The organism is Streptomyces sp. AK02-01A (assembly GCF_033795305.1).
Taxonomy (GTDB): domain Bacteria; phylum Actinomycetota; class Actinomycetes; order Streptomycetales; family Streptomycetaceae; genus Streptomyces.
The window spans coordinates 92,921-108,788 of record NZ_JARBAE010000027.1; the positions used below are offsets into that span (position 1 = coordinate 92,921).

12 protein-coding genes and 1 riboswitch are annotated in these 15,868 nt (G+C 71.1%); of the genes, 4 read left to right on the forward strand and 8 right to left on the reverse strand.

Annotation, left to right across the window (positions count from 1 at the left end; genetic code table 11):
• The first annotated feature begins 107 nt into the window (after positions 1 to 107).
• Positions 108 to 1,409 (forward strand): MFS transporter, encoded by a 1,302-nt coding sequence (locus PV679_RS23620; RefSeq protein WP_319682369.1) that lies wholly within the window; start codon positions 108 to 110, stop codon positions 1,407 to 1,409.
• Here the strand turns inward: PV679_RS23620 and PV679_RS23625 are convergent.
• From PV679_RS23625 to PV679_RS23640, 4 genes are all read right to left on the reverse strand, one after another.
• A complete protein-coding gene (locus PV679_RS23625; RefSeq protein WP_319682370.1) occupies positions 1,371 to 2,216 on the reverse strand; it encodes a fused MFS/spermidine synthase in 846 nt (281 codons plus the stop codon). The two genes, PV679_RS23620 and PV679_RS23625, sit on opposite strands and share 39 nt — an antisense overlap.
• Positions 2,217 to 2,261: 45 nt before the next feature.
• Positions 2,262 to 3,104: a patatin-like phospholipase family protein gene (locus PV679_RS23630; RefSeq protein WP_319682371.1), complete on the reverse strand. Its 843-nt coding sequence runs from the start codon at positions 3,102 to 3,104 to the stop codon at positions 2,262 to 2,264.
• Positions 3,105 to 3,212: 108 nt separating this feature from the next.
• A complete protein-coding gene (gene tuf / locus PV679_RS23635) occupies positions 3,213 to 4,391 on the reverse strand; it encodes an elongation factor Tu (RefSeq protein WP_319682372.1) in 1,179 nt (392 codons plus the stop codon).
• Positions 4,392 to 4,480: 89 nt separating this feature from the next.
• Positions 4,481 to 4,690: a hypothetical protein gene (locus tag PV679_RS23640; RefSeq protein WP_319682373.1), complete on the reverse strand. Its 210-nt coding sequence runs from the start codon at positions 4,688 to 4,690 to the stop codon at positions 4,481 to 4,483.
• 65 nt (positions 4,691 to 4,755) lie between these two features.
• Here PV679_RS23640 and PV679_RS23645 point away from each other — a divergent pair, with 65 nt between their 5' ends.
• Positions 4,756 to 5,460, forward strand: a complete 705-nt coding sequence (locus PV679_RS23645; RefSeq protein ID WP_319682374.1) for a TVP38/TMEM64 family protein — start codon at positions 4,756 to 4,758, stop codon at positions 5,458 to 5,460.
• A 7-nt stretch (positions 5,461 to 5,467) separates the two neighbouring features.
• Here the strand turns inward: PV679_RS23645 and PV679_RS23650 are convergent, their stop codons facing one another.
• Positions 5,468 to 6,523: an enoyl-CoA hydratase/isomerase family protein gene (locus PV679_RS23650; RefSeq protein ID WP_319682375.1), complete on the reverse strand. Its 1,056-nt coding sequence runs from the start codon at positions 6,521 to 6,523 to the stop codon at positions 5,468 to 5,470.
• A 117-nt stretch (positions 6,524 to 6,640) separates the two neighbouring features.
• Positions 6,641 to 6,880: riboswitch (cobalamin riboswitch) on the forward strand.
• Between the two features lie 146 nt (positions 6,881 to 7,026).
• Here PV679_RS23650 and metE point away from each other — a divergent pair.
• Positions 7,027 to 9,342: a 5-methyltetrahydropteroyltriglutamate--homocysteine S-methyltransferase gene (gene metE / locus PV679_RS23655; protein ID WP_319682376.1), complete on the forward strand. Its 2,316-nt coding sequence runs from the start codon at positions 7,027 to 7,029 to the stop codon at positions 9,340 to 9,342.
• A gap of 114 nt (positions 9,343 to 9,456) precedes the next feature.
• Here metE and PV679_RS23660 read toward each other — a convergent pair whose 3' ends face one another.
• From PV679_RS23660 to PV679_RS23670, 3 genes are all read right to left on the reverse strand, one after another.
• Positions 9,457 to 9,882: a hypothetical protein gene (locus PV679_RS23660; protein WP_319682377.1), complete on the reverse strand. Its 426-nt coding sequence runs from the start codon at positions 9,880 to 9,882 to the stop codon at positions 9,457 to 9,459.
• A 7-nt stretch (positions 9,883 to 9,889) separates the two neighbouring features.
• The gene (locus PV679_RS23665; RefSeq protein ID WP_416069782.1) at positions 9,890 to 14,419 is read right to left on the reverse strand and encodes an RICIN domain-containing protein; all 4,530 of its coding nucleotides are present in this window, start codon (positions 14,417 to 14,419) and stop codon (positions 9,890 to 9,892) included.
• Positions 14,420 to 14,901: 482 nt separating this feature from the next.
• Positions 14,902 to 15,309 carry an enoyl-CoA hydratase/isomerase family protein gene (locus PV679_RS23670; protein ID WP_319682378.1) on the reverse strand — a complete coding sequence of 136 codons (408 nt, stop codon included), beginning with the start codon at positions 15,307 to 15,309 and terminating at the stop codon, positions 14,902 to 14,904.
• A gap of 92 nt (positions 15,310 to 15,401) precedes the next feature.
• Between PV679_RS23670 and PV679_RS23675 the strand changes: the two genes are divergently transcribed.
• Positions 15,402 to 15,782, forward strand: coding sequence for a hypothetical protein (locus tag PV679_RS23675; protein WP_416069783.1), 381 nt, complete (start codon positions 15,402 to 15,404; stop codon positions 15,780 to 15,782).
• Positions 15,783 to 15,868: the final 86 nt, after the last annotated feature.

The following is a 15,868-nucleotide window of genomic DNA, read 5'->3' on the forward strand; positions in this document are numbered from 1 at the left end:
GTCCGGCGGAGGCGGTCTTCCGCCGGCCGCACCCGCCCGGCGACGCCGTACCGGACGCGCGGCACAACGAGTTGGCAACCGGGCGCGGTCGCGGCGATAGTCTTCGGGTGACCTCTCCCGCCGACGTCGGCCTCCGCCGCGCCCGTCGCCCCGAGTGGGCCGGCCGCAACTACACGCTGCTGACCGCCGCGGCGGTCGTCACCAACCTCGGCAGCCAGGGTGCCCTGATCGCTGCGGCGTTCGCGGTGCTGGAGTCGGGCGGAGACGCCGGCGACGTGGGGCTGGTGGCGGCGGCGCGCACGGTGCCACTCGTGCTCTTCCTGCTCGTCGGCGGAGCACTGGCCGACCGGCTGCCCAGACACCGGGTGATGGTCGCTGCCAACTCCCTCAACTGCCTGTCGCAGGCCGCTTTCGCGGCCCTCGTCCTGGCCGGCGAACCGGCTCTGTGGCAGATGATGGTGCTGGCCGCTCTGGGCGGTACGGGCCACGCCTTCTTCAGCCCCGCCTCCGAGGGCATGCTGATGTCCAGCGTCAGCGGCGAACAGGCCGGGCGCGCCTTCGCGCTCTACCGGATGGCCATGCACGGTGCCGGAATCGGCGGCGCCGCGCTGGGCGGCGCGCTCATCGCGGTGTTCGGCGCCGGCTGGGTCCTGGCCATCGACTCGGCCGCCTTTCTGATCGCCGGAGCGCTGCGGGCCTTCCTCGATGTCAGCCATGTCCCGGCGCGCGAGCCCGGCGGCGGGATGCTCGCCGATCTGCGCGACGGCTGGCGGGAGTTCACCGGAAGACCCTGGCTCTGGGCCGTCGTGACGCAGTTCGCGGTGGTCAACGCGGTCGTCACGGCGGCCGAGGCGGTGTACGGGCCGCTGGTCGCCCGGGACGAGCTCGGCGGGCCGGGACCATGGGGTCTGGCCCTCGCCGCCTTCGGCGCGGGCACCGTCGGCGGCGCGCTGGTGATGATGCGCTGGAGGCCGCGCCGGCTGCTGCTCGCCGGCAGCCTCTCCGTCTTCCCGCTGGCACTTCCCTCGGCCGGGCTCGCGGTACCGCTGCAGGCCGGAGCGCTGGCCGCGGTGATGTTCCTCACGGGCGTCTCGATCGAGATCTTCGGCGTCTCCTGGATGACGGCACTCCACCAGGAGATCGCCGAGGAGAAGCTCTCCCGGGTCTCGGCATACGACTGGCTCGGCTCAATCGGCATGGTGCCGCTCGCCACGGCGCTGGCGGGACCGGCCGAGAGCGCCTTCGGCCGTACCTCCGCGCTGTGGGGCTGCTCCGCGCTGATCGTGCTGCTGACCGCGGCGGTGCTGACCGTCCCGGACGTCCGCCGGCTGACCCGGCGTACGGAGAAGATCGCGGCGGCTCCCGTGGTGTCAGCCAGTACGGAAGGCGCCGTCCGGCGGCCGGGGTGACGGCACCGCGCCGGCGTCCCGTACCACCGTCGCGTTCCCGGTGAAACGTCGCAGCGAGGCGCCGTGCTCGACACGGGCGGGAAAGGCGTCGGCGGCGGCGCGGCGGGCCAGGGCCCCGGTGTCGATCGCGGTGTGTGAGGCGACCAGCACGGCATTGCCGAAGCGGCGGCCGCGCAGCATCGCGGGCTCCGCGATCAGCACCAGCTCCTCGAAGACCGCCCCGAAGGTCGCGAGTTGGGAGCGGAGGAAGTCGAACGGCGTCCCGTCGGCGAGATTCGCGGCATAGACACCGCCGGTCCGCAGCACCCGCGCGGCCTGCCGCGCGTACTCGACGGAAGTGATGTGGGCGGGGACTCTGGAGCCGCCGAAGACATCGGCGATCAGTACGTCCGCCGAGCGGTCCGGGGCCGCTTCGAGCCAGCGGCGGGCGTCCGTGCCGTGCACGGTGATGCCCGTGCCGGCCGGTATCGGCAGCCGCTCCGCGACCAGCGCCAGCAGCCCCGTGTCGGCCTCCACCACCTGCTGCGCGGAGCCGGGCCTCGTCGCGGCGACATAGCGAGGCAGCGTGAACGCGCCGCCGCCGAGATGGAGCACGGAGAGCGGCAGGCCCTCGGCCGCGGCGCAGTCGACGACATGGGCGAGGCGTTGTACGTACTCGAACTCAAGATGGGTCGGCTCGTCCAGATCGACGTACGACTGCGCCGCGCCGTCCACCGTCAGCAGCCAGGCCCGCTCCCGGTCGACGTCGGGCAGCAGTTTCGCGGTGCCGCGGTCCACGGCGCGGATGACGGGGATCGGCTCGTTCACCGTCCTATTGTGCGCCGTGCTCCGGCCCGCGCGGGCCGCGCCCGGTCAGTCCGCCCAGAGCGCGGCGACGGCCGCCGTGTGCGTCCCGGCCTGGGCCAGCCCCGCGCGGGCGGCGCCGGCCCGGCGGGCCGGGTCGAGGACATTGCGGCCGATCGCCTTCTTCGCCGCGGCGGCGGGCGTGATGACCTCGACCCGGGCGCCCGCCGCGGTGAGCGCGGCGGCCTGGGTGCCCGGAGCGGCGATCACACCGTTGCCCGACCCGACGGGCGCGATCACGACGACCCGCTCGTAGCCCGCGGCGAGCTGGGCATTGGCGGGTGAGTGCGTCCCGCCGTCGATCCACCTGCGGTCCTCGATGGTGACCGGCGGCCAGACACCGGGCACGGCGCAGCTCGCGGACACCGCGTCCACCACCGGTACACCGCTGTCCTTGTCGAAGGACCTCAGCTCACCGGTGAGCGCGTCCACGGCGGTGACGCTGAGCGGCCGGGCCGGCCAGGTGTCGGTCAGGATGCTGGCGGCGAGCACCGCCTTGCGGTCCGCCTCCGGGACGGTGGCGGCGGCCAGGGCGTACTTGCCGAGCTTTCGCGCGTACTCCTCGGGTGTGCGGGAGGTGAGCATGGCCCGCGCGTAGCGGAAGAGCACGGCCGCCCCGAGGCGTGCCGCGGCCGTGTCGCCCGGCGCCGCGAGCTGGCGCTCGTACAGCTCACCGAGGTCATGGGTACCGGCGGCGATCTGAGCGCCGACCACCGAGCCCGCCGAGGTGCCGACGATCAGATCGGCGCTGGTCAGATCCGTGCCGGCGGCGCTGAGCCCGTGCAGGACGCCGATCGTCCAGGCGACTCCGGTGACCCCGCCGCCGCCGAGGACCAGTGCCGTACGCGTCATGGTGTCCGCCTCTCCCCCGCCGGACCCGCCGTCCGGCGCAGGAGAAGTGTCGCGCACGGCAGCGCGCCCGTCTCCCGTGGGTCGGTACGGGAGACGGGCGCGGGCCGGTCAGAGCAGCGAGGTCACCGTACCGGCGCCGACCGTGCGGCCGCCCTCACGGATCGCGAAGCCGAGCCCCGGCTCCAGCGGTACGTCCCGGCCCAGCTCGACGGTCATGGTGACCGTGTCACCGGGACGTGCGACGGCCGCCTCGCCCAGGTCGATGTCGCCGACGACATCGGCCGTACGGATGTAGAACTGCGGCCGGTAGCCGCTGCTGACAGGAGTGGTCCGGCCGCCCTCGCTCGCGGACAGGACATACACCCGTGCGGTGAAGCGCCTGCTGGGCACGACGGTGCCGGGCGCCGCGACCACATGGCCGCGGCGGACCGCGTCGCGCGCCATGCCGCGCAGCAGCAGCGCGACATTGTCACCGGCCTGCGCGGACTCCATCGGCTTGCCGAAGGTCTCCAGACCGGTGACCGTGCTGGTCACCGGACCCGAGTCGGCGCCCAGTACCTCCACCCGGTCACCCACGCGCACCGTGCCGCGCTCGACCGCGCCCGTGACGACCGTGCCGCGCCCGGTGATGGTGAGGACGTTCTCCACCGGAAGCAGGAACGGCGCGTCCGTGTATCTGACCGGCATCGGCACATAGGTGTCGACGGCGTCGAGCAGTGCCTCCACGGACGCGGTCCAGCGCGGGTCGCCCTCCAGCGCGCGCAGGCCCGACACCCGGACGACCGGCGCCGCGTCTCCGCCGTAGCCGTGCCGGCTGAGGAGCTCGCGGACCTCCAGCTCGACCAGGTCGGTCAGCTCGTCGTCGCCCGCGTCGGCCTTGTTGAGCGCGACAACGATGTGGTTGACGCCGACCTGACGGGCGAGCAGAACGTGTTCGGCGGTCTGCGGCATGATCCCGTCGAGCGCCGAGACGACGAGGATGGCCCCGTCGAGCTGGGCGGCGCCGGTCACCATGTTCTTGATGTAGTCGGCGTGACCGGGCATGTCCACATGCGCGTAGTGCCGGGTGCCGGTCTCGTACTCGACATGCGCGATGTTGATGGTGATTCCGCGCGCGGCCTCCTCCGGCGCCCGGTCGATCCGGTCGAACGGCACGAAGGTGCCGGTGCCCCGGTCGCTGAGGACCTTGGTGATGGCGGCGGTCAGGGTGGTCTTGCCGTGGTCGACATGGCCCATGGTGCCGATGTTCACGTGCGGCTTGGTGCGCACGTATGCCGTCTTGGGCATGGTTCCTTCCAGGAACTCGAAGCGTGAGAGGGACCCCTGGGCCTTGCCGACCCTCCCCCTGTGGGGTCCGCCGGACGATCCGGGAAGGGTCAGCTTCGGGCGCCGCCGAAGGGCGCCGCCGCCGCGGCCGCTACCGCCGCGGCCGCTACCGCTGCGAGTACCGCCGTCGCGTACGGCGCGAGGAGCGCGGCAGCCTTCGGCGCGTCCGCGACTGCGGACGGCGCTGCGAGGAAGGCGTACCGGGACATGTCGCCGATCATCGCCCACGGCCCGCCGTCGCGTCGAATGGTTTTCAGCACTCCGCGTGCGGTCCTGGCCCTTGCCTGAACGGCAATCACACACGCTTGTCGGTTAGTCTCGCCACGTGCTCGACACCGTCCCCCCGCCGTCCCCGGCCCGTGCCGTCCGTTGCTCCAGGGCGCTGCTGTCACCCTGGTCGCGGTTGGCCCTGCTCGTGGCCCTGCTGGCGGCGGCGGGCACGGCGGTGCTGCTGTACGAGCCGCAGAGACTGCTGGCGGACGGCTGGCCGCCGCAGGTCAGCGGTGGTGCGGCGGTGGTGCTGTTCGCCGTGGCGTACGGGCTGTGCGCCGTCGCGTTCGTACCCCGGCCGCTGCTCAATCTCGCCGCGGGCGCGCTCTTCGGATCCCGGCTCGGACTGCCCGCCGCGCTGGCGGGGACGGTGCTGGCGGCCGGGATCTCCTTCGGACTCGGCCGCTTCCTCGGACAGGAGGCGCTGCGACCGCTGCTGCGCGGCCGCTGGCTGAAGTCCGCCGACATCCAGCTCAGCAGGCACGGATTCCGGTCGATACTGGCGGTACGGCTCTTCCCCGGAGTGCCGTTCGCGGCGGCCAACTACTGCGCCGCCGTCTCGCACATGGGATGGGTGCCCTTTCTGCTGGCGACGGCGATCGGCTCGGTCCCCAACACCGCGGCCTATGTGGTCGCGGGCAGCCGGGCGACCTCTCCGACGTCGCCGACATTTCTGCTCGCGATGGGCTTCATCGTGGTCACGGGACTGGGCGCGGCCGTGGTCGCCTGGCGCAAGCGCCATCGCCTCAACGGCCGCTGAGAAACCGTCAGGCTCTGTCAGCGCCGCCGAGTCCGAGGTCTCCGCCGGGCGGACGGGCGGAGAACCGCGCCACCTCCGCGTCCGTGACCAGCGCCAGCTCCTCCGGCGACCAGCGAGGCGTACGGTCCTTGTCGATGACCTGGGCGCGGATGCCCTCCACCAGATCGGCCGTGGTGAGCGCGGCGCACGAGGCGCGGTACTCCAGGTCGAGCACCTGCTCCAGAGTGCTTGTCCGGCGGGCCAGACGCAGCGCGGCGAGAGTGGCCTTGAGCGCGGTGGGTGACCGGGTCAGGATCGTCGCGGCGGCCTCCTTCGCGGCCGGACCGCCGTGGTCGAGCAGCCGGCCGACGATCTCCTCCATCGAATCGGCCGCGTAACAGATGTCGATCCACGCGCGGTCCGTGGCGAGTTGAGCCTCCGGCGGGGCCGCCGCGTAGCGGTGCGCGATCTCACCCGCGTCCGTTTCCGCGAGCGCGGCGCTCAGCTCGGGCAGCCGGTCCGAAGGGACGAAGTGGTCAGCGAGGCCGCACAGCAGCGCGTCCGCCGCGCCCACCGCCCGTCCGGTCAGGGCGAGATGCGTGCCCAGTTCACCGGGCGCACGGGACAGCAGATAGGTGCCTCCCACATCGGGCACCAGACCGATACCGGTCTCGGGCATGGCGACGGCGGACCGTTCGGTGACGATCCGTATGGTGCCGTGCGCCGAGACACCGACCCCGCCGCCCATCACGATGCCGTCCATCAGCGCGACATACGGCTTCGGGTAGCGGGCGATACGGGCGTTGAGCCGGTACTCGGCACGCCAGAAGGCGGCGGAGGCACCGCCGCCGGTGCGCGCGTCCTCGTGGATGGCGCGGATGTCACCGCCGGCGCACAGCCCGCGCTCTCCGGCGCCCGAGATGACCACGGCCGCCACGCTCTCGTCGTGCTCCCACTCCGCCAGGGCCTTGTCGATCGTGAGCACCATGGCATGAGTGAGGGCGTTGAGCGCGCGCGGGCGGTTCAGCGTGATCCGGGCCGTGCGGCCCGCCCGGCCGAGCAGTACGGGTTCCTCGTGAGCCATGCTCTCGCTCGTTCCTTCCCTGGTCCGGCACGTCGGCGGCCCGGCCCTTCCGGCGCCGTCCCTGCCCAGTATCGGCGCACTGGGAGACAAGCCCTGCAAGATCCGAAAGAAAGGCCCTAAGCTGGAGGCGCAGTCGGTTCGCCCTGCCCGCCAGGCAGACGCGTCGTAAGAGGGAACCCGGTGCGAATCCGGGACTGCCCCGCAGCGGTGAGTGGGAACGACCGCCGTCATAAGCACTGGACACACCAGTCCGGGAAGCGACGGCCAGTAGGAGCTTCGTACACGTACGTGTCCGTACGGATACGGCACGAGGCGCGCCCGCGAGTCCGAAGACCTGCCACTGCCCGGATGCGACCACCGCACCCGGAATCTCGGTGACCTCGTGGGCGGGTCGGCGGTTGAGCGCGGGCACACACGCGAGGTGCCTCGCTCCGGCTTCCGTTCCTTCGCTTCCCACGGGCCGTCCCGGGATGTTTCCCGCACGACTCGCGAAGGAGAGTTACGTGACACCCAAGTCCGCAGCCGCGGCCACCCGGTCCACCGTCCATGGCTACCCGCGCCAAGGCCCCGACCGGGAACTGAAGAAGGCCATCGAGGGCTACTGGAAGGGCCGGGTCACCGCCGACGCCCTGCGGGAGACCGCCGCCCGTCTGCGCCGTGACAACTGGCGCGAGCTCGCCGAGTCCGGCCTCGACGAAGTGCCCACCGGTGACTTCTCGTACTACGACCATGTGCTCGACACCAGTGTGATGGTCGGCGCGATCCCCGCCAGGCACCGGGCCGCCGTCGAGGCGGACGCGCTCGACGGCTACTTCACCATGGCGCGCGGCGCACAGGACGTCGCGCCGCTGGAGATGACCAAGTGGTTCGACACCAACTACCACTATCTGGTGCCCGAGTTGGGTCCTGACACGGTCTTCGCCGCCAACCCCGCCAAGCAGCTCTCCGAGCTGCGCGAGGCCGTCGCGCTCGGCCACACCGGCCGGCCCGTGCTGGTCGGGCCCGTCACCTATCTGCTGCTCGCCAAGCCCGCGCCCGGAGTGGCCGCGGACTTCGAGCCGCTGACACTGCTGGACCGGCTCCTGCCGGTCTACGCCGAGGTGCTGGCCGATCTGCGGGCGGCCGGCGCGGAGTGGGTCCAGCTCGACGAGCCCGCTCTGGTCCAGGACCGTACGCCCGCCGAGCTGAACGCCGTCGCCCGCGCCTACCGCGATCTCGGCGCGCTCACCGACCGGCCTCAACTGCTGGTCGCCGCCTACTTCGACCGCCTCGGCGAGGCCCTGCCCGTACTGGCGAAGGCACCCGTCGAAGGTCTCGCGCTGGACTTCACCGGTCCCGCCGCCGCCAATCTCGGCGATCTCGCCGCGGCCGGCGGTATTCCCGGCAAGCGGCTCGTCGCCGGAGTGGTGGACGGCCGCAATGTCTGGATCAACGATTTCGCGGCCTCGCTGAGCACTCTCGCCACGCTGCTCGGTCTGGCCGGCCGGGTCGATGTGTCGACTTCCTGCTCTCTGCTGCATGTGCCGCTGGACACCACGGTCGAACGGGATCTGGATCCCGGGCTGATCCGGTGGCTGGCCTTCGCCCGGCAGAAGACCGAGGAGGTCGTCACGCTCGCCCGCGCTCTCACCGGCGGCACCGACACCGTCGCGGCCCGGCTCTCCGCGAACCGCGCCGATCTGGCGTCCCGCTCGGCCTCGGCGATCACTCGCGACCCGGCGGTACGGGCCCGCTCCGCGTCCGTGACCGAAGCGGACGCCCGCCGCGGCCTGCCGTACACCGAGCGCGCCGCCGCGCAGCGTCAGCGGCTCGGTCTGCCACTGCTGCCGACGACCACGATCGGCTCGTTTCCGCAGACCACGGAGTTGCGCACGGCACGCGCCGAACTGCGGGCCGGCCGGCTGGACGCGGCCGGCTACGACCGGCGGATCGAGGCCGAGATCCGTGAGGTCATCTCCTTCCAGGAGAAGGCCGGGATCGATGTCCTGGTACACGGCGAGCCCGAACGCAACGACATGGTGCAGTACTTCGCCGAGCGGCTCACCGGATATGTGGCGACCAGCCACGGCTGGGTGCAGTCGTACGGCACCCGTTATGTCCGACCGCCCATCCTGGCCGGTGACATCTCGCGTCCGGCCCCGATGACCGTCGCGACGACCTCCTACGCCCAGTCGCTGACCGACCGCCCGGTCAAGGGCATGCTGACGGGCCCGGTCACCATGCTGGCCTGGTCCTTCGTCCGCGACGACCAGCCGCTCGGCGAGACCGCGCGGCAGGTGGCGCTGGCCCTGCGGGACGAGGTCGCGGACCTGGAAGCCGCAGGGACGGCCGTCATCCAGGTCGACGAACCGGCGCTGCGCGAGACCCTCCCGCTGCGTGCGGCGGACGGACCCGCCTATCTGGCGTGGGCCACCGAGGCGTTCCGGCTCACCACCGGCGGGGCCGGGCCGGACACGCAGATCCACACCCATATGTGCTACGCCGAGTTCGGCGACATCGTCCAGGCCATCGACGACCTCGACGCCGACGTCATCAGCCTGGAAGCCGCGCGCTCCCATATGCAGGTCGCCCACGAACTCGCCGGTCACGGCTATCCCCGCGCGGCCGGACCCGGCGTGTACGACATCCACTCGCCGCGCGTGCCGAGCACCCAGGAGGCGGCCGACCTGCTCCGCACCGGCCTGAAGGCGATTCCCGCCGAGCGGCTCTGGGTCAATCCCGACTGCGGCCTGAAGACCCGCGGCTGGCCCGAGACCCGCGCCTCCCTTGAGAACCTGGTCGCCGCCGCCCGTATGGTCCGGGCCGAACTGTCCTCCTGACCAATGGGCCCACGGGGCCGGGGCGCCGACGAGCGCCCCGGCCCCGCACGGAGAGGTTCTGCCGGTGCGGCAGAAACCGCGGCAGATCGTGATGGACGGCGTGCGGACAGGTCCTCAGGGCTGATGAAAGCCCTTTACGAAGACCGCAGTTCCATAGGTGTGCCCGTCCGCCTTCTCGGCCTGGAATCCCGCCGAGGCGAGGATCCCCAGAAGAGCGTCCCGCATAGAGGAATGGACGGTTCCAAAATGGCGAATCGCGTAAGGCAGATCCGAAGGATCGAGTTCGTCCGGAGGAACGTTCAGAGCGGCAGTTCTCAGCTCTTCCTCCGTGTTCCATTCCACCAGCACACCGCCGATGACGAGAGGATCCACATGAACCTCCGCCCCAGGCCTGCCTTCGGACTCGCCTCCGAGGTCGCCCCGGTGAACGGGGATCCCGGCCTGGGCCAGTGCGCGGCAGGCTTCCTCAGCCAGTGCGTCGCGCTGGGCGATGACATCCGGCGGGGCTTTCGGCGGCAGATCGAATCTGTGCTCGGTCATGCGTCCTTCACTTCTCTTCCTGCTGTTGGCCCGTCAGGGAGCGTGCTGAACGTCCCCCGCCGGCCCTCTTGACGTAACTAGCCAGCAATTCCTTCGCATACGACTCGATGCCGGGGTAGTAAGGGACCGACCAGGTGACTGGTGTGCCCGCCTTGAGGGCACCGGCCAATTCGGAGGCGCAATCCCCACAGGGTTGCCGCTCAGTGTATAGAGCGGTGATCTGGTGAGGATCGAACCCCTTTGCCTTCAGCTTGTCCAGGATGGCGGTCTCCGAGTGACCGGCGAAGCTGCTGCTCGCGACCACGAGGTCTCCGGTCTTGGGGTCGTTCCACCCCGGCACCTTGGCGACGGCGACATTGTGCTGCGCGCCGTAAAAACCGGCCTCCGTCCTGAACTGGTAGGCCATGCGGCTCAGCTCGTCGCTGTTGTAGCGGATCAGACCCGTGGGACATCCCTCGGCCGCCACGGCCGCCCGAGCGGTCAGAGGCGTACGGGCCCGGCTCCTGGTGCAGAACTCGACGAATTCGTCGATTGCCCGGTACCCGATTCGAGCGACGACGTCGTCGGCCAGGCCGAGGGTACGCAGCGCGTTGAGGGCGTCGGTGAAGCCGATGCCGGTCCTGGCGGCGGCGTCCACCGCCCTGACGGCGTCCGCGACGGGCCGGAGGATCTTGCCCGCGAACAGGCTCGCCACATCCACAAGCGCCCAGGCGCAACCGCCCCAGCTTCCGTTCTCACCGCCGGGGGTGAGCTTCTGGGTGCATCTGATCCAACTGCCGAAGAGGATGTCGATCGGGTCGACGCCCTCCTGGTACTCCGCGATCGTGATGTTGTGCGTGACCTCGGTGGACAGTTCCTTGGTCGGGAACTCGCCCAGGTACACGGTCGCGTCCGAGGGACACGTGTACTGCGATGCGCCCATGTCCTCGCTGGTGCACAGGTACAGGTCGAGGACGGCCTTGTACCCGATCTTCTCGGTGATCGTGCAGTCACCGTCGTAGAAGAGCTGGTCCCACCAGCCTTCGCAGCCGTCGGTCTTCTTCAGGACCTCCGGATCGCCGACCTGGTCCATGTGGTCGACGACGTAGAACATGCCGCCGATGGACGCGCCGGTCCCGTCGGGAACCGTGCCGGTCTCGATCTGCTGGGCGTTTGCCGCCTGCTCGGCCTGGTCTGCCGCCTGCTGGGCGGATTCGGCGTACTCCTGGGCGTCCTTGGCGGCTTCCTCGGCCGCCGTCGCTTCGGCGGCGGCGTGGTCGGCGGCCTCGCGTGCGTCCTCGGCGGCCTGTTCCGCCTCGGCCGCCGCTGCGCGGGCGGCCTCCGCGTCCAGTGCGGCTTGGTCGGCGGAGTCCCGGGCGTCGGTGGCGTATCCCTCCGCGCGTCCGGCCGCGCCGTCGGCGGCCGCCGCGTCCTCGGCGGCCTGCTGGTCGTAGGCGATGGTACGACCGAGGGACTGCGCCGCCTGGGCCGCGTAACCGGCCGCTTCGGCGGCGTACCCCAGCGCCTCCTTCGCGGAGTTACGGGCGTCGGCGGCGTAGCCGGCTGCTTCGGCGGCCAGAGCGTAGGCGGCCTTTGCGTCACCGGTGGCGGCGTTGGCGGTGCTCTGTGCCTGAGCGGCCGCCTCCTGGGCGTTCTGCGCGTGCGCCTGAGCGACCGCCAGTTGCTGTTCGGCGATCGTCTTGGAGGACTGGCCGGTCAGAACGGCGAGTCCGGCGGCGGAGTCGGTGGTGATGTAGGGCGAGCCGAGCTGGATGGCGTCGTTGGCGGGCGCGGCGACCTGGACGGCGGCGTTGCCTGCGTCGACGGCTGCCTGCGAGGTGGTGTAGGCGTGTCCGGCGGCGTCGTTGGCGCCCTTGATCGCCGTGGCCGCCTGCGCCTTGGCCGCGTCCGCCTGTGCCTTGGCGTCGGCGGCGTGCGCCTCGGCCTCGTCGGCGAGCTTGACCGCCGCACGGGCCGCGGTGGCGGCGTTCTTGGACGCCGTGATGGCGTCCGCCGCCGCGCTGGTCGCGGTCCGCACCGCCGCGTCGGCCTTCAGCTTGGCGGCCTGCGCCGCGTCCGCGTCCGAACGGGCCCGCTTGGCTGCGGCCTCCGCGCGGGTCGCCGCCGCGTCCGCGTCGGCAGCCGCCTGGGTCGCCGCGTCCGCCTCCGAACGCGCGGAGCCGGCAGCCTCCTCCGCGCTGTCGGCTGCGGCGTTGGCGGCGTCGGCCGCCTGCCTGGCCTCCTGCGCGTAGTCCTCCGACTCCGACGCCTCGGCCCAGGCCTCCTTCGCGTCGGCCTTGGCACGGGCGGCGTCGGCCTTCTGCTCGGCGTCCCAGGCGTCGTCGCGCAGTGCCTGGGCCTTGTCCCGGGCAGCCTCGGCACCCTCGCGCTTCTCGGTGGCGGTGGTGTCCGCGGCGTCCGCCCGGTCCTTGGCGTCCTGAGCCTGGGAGGCGTACTCCTGAGCCTGGGACTTGTGCTGGGCGGCCTCGGCCTGCTTCTGCGCGGCGGTCTCCTTCTCCGCCTTCGCGGTGGCCTCCTCCTTCTCCGCGTCCAGGCGCCTGGCATGGGCGGTGGCGGCCGCGGCCTTGGCGTCGGCCTCGGCCTGCTGGGTCTCGGCGAGCTTGGCCTTGGCCGTGTCGCGGGCCTTCTTGGCGTTGTCCGCCTGCACCGCGGCGGCGTTCGCCGCGGCCTTGGCCTGTTCCTTGGCGGCCGCGGCGGCGGCGTTGCGGAACGCGGCCTGGCTTCCCGCCGCCTGGGTGACCGCCCGGGCGGCGATGGTCGCGCTGTCCCCGGCGGAGGCCTTCGTGGCCGCCAACGCGGTCTCGCCTGCCTGCACCATCGCGTTCAGCGCGGCCGCCGACGCCTTGGTGACCTGCGCCTTCTGCTGGCCCACCAGCAGTGCCCGGCCGCGCGGCGCGCCGGCGGCGTCGGCGATGCCGTAGGCGCTGTTCAGATACGTGTCGGTGTTGGTGGCCGCGGTACCCGCGGTCTGGGCCTGCGCCTTGATCAGGTTCAGCTGGGTCTGCGCCGCGGCCCGGGCGTCGGTGACGCCCTTGGCGGCCTTGGTGAACTGGGCCGCCGTGGGGTAGGACAGGTTGTCGTCCATGCCGTTGTGGCCGGACGGCACGATGTCGAACTTCTGCGGGTCGGAGTTGTCGCAGGTCCAGATCCAGGCGTCCTGGCTGTTGGCGTAGGTGTGCATGTCCAGGCACTTGCCGGAGCCGGTGTTCTTCAGCGTGGTGGTGCCGTGGGTGGTGTACTCCCACCGCTGGGCCGGCTTGGTGCTGTTGCACGTCATCTGCACAATGGCGGTGCCGTCGGCGGTACCGGAGCTCTTCACCTCCAGGCACTTGCCGGAGTTGACGTTCACCAGTGCGTTGCCGGAAATCCGCCACTGCTGGTTGGCGCCGCTGTTGCAGGTGTACATCTGCACGACGCCGCCGTCGGCCTTGGAATTCCCGCCCACTTCCAGGCACTTGTCGGACGCGCCGTGGATGTGGACGACCAGCGGGCTGTCCCCGATCCAGCCCGGTCCGCCGGCCGACCAGTAGCTCTGCCAGCGGGTGAGGTGGTCGGCGACCCAGGACTGGCCGAGTATCTCGCCCAGCGCCTTCGCACCGGTGGCCAGCGCCTTGGTGGCGTCCCGGTTGGCGGTGACGATCTGGTTGCGCTGGGTGGCCTGGGCGGCGATCTCCTGCTGCCACTCCGCGGAGGCGGAGGCCACCTCCTCACCGAGGACCTTGCTCGGGTCGATCGGACTGCGCCACGAGCACGCCGCGAACCGTGTCTTCAGGTCCTCCACCGCGAGCCGGAATGCCAGGCTGTCCGGGTCGGGGGCGGTGCGCGGGAAGCCGCCGGCGGAGAGGAACATCCGGGCGTCGTCCGCGTTCATGCCGGTGAAGACGTCGTCCCCGTCGAGCAGGTCGTCGAACGCCTGCTCCTCGGCGAACGCCTGCTGCCAGTCGCCGCTGGACGGATCGGCCTCACCGTAGAGCGGGGTGCCCAGGTCCGTGACCGCCTTGACGGTCACCTCGTCGGCCACCGGCGTGGGATTCTCGTAGAAGTCGTCCTCCGACTTCCACCACTGGTCGCCCAGCCACTTGCCGTAGCCGACCTGGTGGAAGAAGTCGTCGCCGGAGGACCTGCCGGGCGGCCACTCGAAGTCGGCGACGCTCGCGAAGCCTTCTTCGGGATACGACAGGCCGGACAGCGCGTCCTGCCAGGAGTCGAGACGCGGGTCCAGCGTGTCGATCTCCTGGTCGATGTCCTCTCTGTCCCCGGCGTACGCCGTGGCCAGCGGGGTGTCGTTCCAGTACTCGCGGTCGGCGGTGGAGTGCAGCTGTTCCGGGGTCTGGTTCAGGCCGGTCTGCGCGAGACTGACCATCCGGGGGCCGCCGAGTCGCAGCGCGTCGGCCATCAGGCACTGGTCCTGCCGCAGTTGCTGCGCGGACTCGGCGTCGAAGCCGTCGTAGCTGTCGGCCACGGTGGTGGTGCCGGCCGGGACGCCGGCCGGCGGCTCCGGGCCGAGCAGACCCGCCAGCACCGCGCCGGCGGCCACCAGAGGGATGAGAGGACCGGAGGCAAAACCCAGCCACTTCGCACGGGAACGGCCACGGGACCTGACGCGTCGCGGCGGCCTGCCGGCCGGTTCGTCAGGCGATCTGTCGGTACGTCTGAAACGCACGGAAGCATCCTTCTGTCAGAAGTGGAGGCAGACAGGGACGCACCAGGCCGAGAGACGGACAGCACCCCGCTTGACTCGCCGCGACGTGCCCGGACGATCGCGCACACGGCATGGCGAAGCCCCCTCCCCCGTCGACGGCCCTCCCATGCCGTACCGAAACCGCACACCGACGCGGACGTGCTGGCCCCGCCGGACGCGGCGTTTCATTCACGCACGCCCCAAGAACACCGCACAAGATCACCGCAATTGCTTGACCTAAAAGTTAACGACCACCAACCAGCACACTGATCGGCCCTGGAGCCGGGGTCGCTGAATGACGCCGGAGGCTGGGCCGCACACCGGCGATGCCCTCGCGGTCAGCCCTTGTGGAGGGGCTGGTCGCCTGTCGGTGTGTAGATCTGCATCCCGTAGCCTTCCAGCAGGAGGCCGTGGTTGAGCTCGCTCACCGCGGCCTTGCGGAAGGACTGCGTGAGCAGGTGGCGTGTGAACCGTCGCGTCGTGGTCGGCTTGACCAGGAGCTTCGCCGCGATCTCGTGGGCCCGTGTGAGAACCGTGTCCTTCGGGACGACCTCGTTGACCGCGCCCCATTCCTTGGCTTCCTGGGCGGTGAGTCTCAGGTCGGTGGTGAGGAAGTAGCGCGCGCGGTTCTGCCCGACGACGAGCGGCCAGATCACGTGAACGCCGTCACCGGGGACGACAACCTGCTTGAAATGAGCGCGGTCCATGAGTGTCGCGTCCTCGGAGGCCACGACGACGTCGCACATGAGCGCGAGTCGCTGAAGTCTTCGCCGAGCAGTTCGCCCAGTGCGCTGCCATCATCGAGACCGCTCTGGCGGATTCCGACCCCTGGCGGGGGTTGTGCGCGGCCGTGGAAGGACTGACGAGGATGCAGGCGGCGGACCACGGGTTCAGTTCCGCCTTTGTCGAGCAACTCCCGGAGACATCCGTGGTCGAGGAGAAACTACAACAAGGCATGACGGGCTTCCGGCAGCTCATTCATCGCGCGAAGGATTCCGGACAGCTCCGCGGCGACTTCGCGTTCGATGACCTGGCTCTGATCCTCATGGCCAACAGCGGCGTGGTCGACCACGCGTCCAGTGCGGCAACCGCAGCGTCGAAACGGCTTGTCGGTTATCTCCTCGACGCATTCCGAACAGAAGTAAATTCACGGCAGCCGCTGCCGCCTCCAGTTCCCACGAATTTGGCCCGAGTCGCCTTTCCGCCGGCCCCAAGGTAAAGCGGTCGGTGGCCGTCACTGCCGTCGTACACCCGGCGACGTGACACCACCCCTCCACCACCAAACCCTCCACCACCAAACCCACC

What these genes read in the sequence shown, in the direction of transcription:
- PV679_RS23670 (WP_319682378.1), bottom strand. Translation starts at nt 15,309, where the DNA reads ATGTGCGACGTCGTCGTGGCCTCCGAGGACGCGACACTCATGGACCGC.
- PV679_RS23650 (WP_319682375.1), bottom strand. Translation starts at nt 6,523, where the DNA reads ATGGCTCACGAGGAACCCGTACTGCTCGGCCGGGCGGGCCGCACGGCC.
- PV679_RS23660 (WP_319682377.1), bottom strand. Translation starts at nt 9,882, where the DNA reads ATGACCGAGCACAGATTCGATCTGCCGCCGAAAGCCCCGCCGGATGTC.
- tuf (WP_319682372.1), bottom strand. Translation starts at nt 4,391, where the DNA reads ATGCCCAAGACGGCATACGTGCGCACCAAGCCGCACGTGAACATCGGC.
- PV679_RS23630 (WP_319682371.1), bottom strand. Translation starts at nt 3,104, where the DNA reads ATGACGCGTACGGCACTGGTCCTCGGCGGCGGCGGGGTCACCGGAGTC.